At 30.3% G+C, this 1,484-nt stretch carries 2 pseudogenes; both read left to right on the forward strand.

The annotated features are described in order from the left end of the window. Window positions 1–781: pseudogene (locus ACTG3S_RS14450) on the forward strand (DUF5703 domain-containing protein); the annotation flags it as partial. Beyond that, window positions 782–1,484, forward strand: a pseudogene (locus ACTG3S_RS14455) (T9SS C-terminal target domain-containing protein); the annotation flags it as partial.

Consider the following 1,484-nt stretch of genomic DNA (forward strand, 5'->3'; position numbering starts at 1 on the left):
TTTAGATGCAAATGGTCATTTGGTGTTGTATCCAGGTTCTGCAGTAGAAACTTATAAAATGGCGTATAATGCGAATAGTACCATTGCTGCTTTGAAAGTGATTACTGAAAAATTATTAAAATATTCATCACAGGGTTTAACAAATGAAGAAATAACTTATTTAAAAGCATTTCAAACCAGAATCCCGCCTTTAAATTTTAGAGAAATTGATAATAAAAAAGTATTAGCTCCAGCAAAAGTTTGGGAACGTATAAACAATACAGAAGCCGCTCAACTTTATCCAGTTTTTCCATGGAAAATTTACGGTATTGGAAAACCTGATTTAAAAATAGCACAACATACCTATCAATTAGATGAAGATTTATTAAAATTTCGAAGTCATGTAGGTTGGAAACAAGCCAATATTATGGCAGCAAGATTAGGATTGACAGAGGAAGCTGCAAAATATACTATGTTAAAAATGGCGAATTCAGAAAGACGTTTCCCTGCTTTTTGGGGTCCAGGTTTTGACTGGGTGCCAGATCATAATTGGGGAGGTTCAGGAATGATTGGTATGCAAGAGATGTTATTACAAGAAGTAGATGGAAAAATTTTGTTATTTTCTGCATGGCCAAAAGATTGGAATGTACATTTTAAATTGCATGCCACTCAAAATACAACTGTTGAGGTAAAACTAGAAAATGGAAAAGTTGAAATCATCAACATCATACCAAAAGAAAGAAAAAACGATATTCTAAATCTATTGGAATATTCATTAACTGAAAAAATAAAATTAAAATAAATGAAACTTATAAAACGAACTTTAGGATGTTTATTGTTTTCTGCAACCACATTATTAAACGTGCAATGCCAGAGCGATAAAAAAACAGAAAAGCAAATTGTAAAAGTTGATTTTGATTTCTCAGGAAGAAGGTTAGAAGAAGTCCATGATCCTACATACAAATCATGGGTAATTAATGAAGCTAAAGAAGTTGAAAAAACTTTTGATCATGTGTCAATTAAATTAAAAGGTGATTTTACATCAAAATGGTTTAAGTTAGGTATAAGTTCGCCTTATTATGCACAATTAGTGAGTGATGGTTTATTTTCTAAAGAACCATTAGAAATGATTATTTCAGGTTTAAAAGAAGGAAAACATTCTTTAATTACATTTCATAATACTTTTGATAAAATAGGCGATAAAAAATATGCACCTATAAATATTTATGTGAATGATAAGTTGATACAAACCGTTTCGCAAAGCAATCGGGTATTTTCTAAAATAGCATCAGAAACTTCATATATCGAGTTTAATGTAGAAGAAAATAAACCCGTTGTAATCCGTTTTGAAATTGATTCAAAATCAAATTCAGAAATAGCAGAATTACTTTTTAATGGTTTCGAAATTGATACACCCAATTTAAAAAAACAAACGAATACTCCTTCTCCAAAAAATGGAGATGAACACGTAGTTGTTGAAGAAAATTTAGAGTTGAATTGGCAAT

This window comes from Polaribacter sp. (assembly GCF_965656025.1).
GTDB lineage: Bacteria > Bacteroidota > Bacteroidia > Flavobacteriales > Flavobacteriaceae > Polaribacter.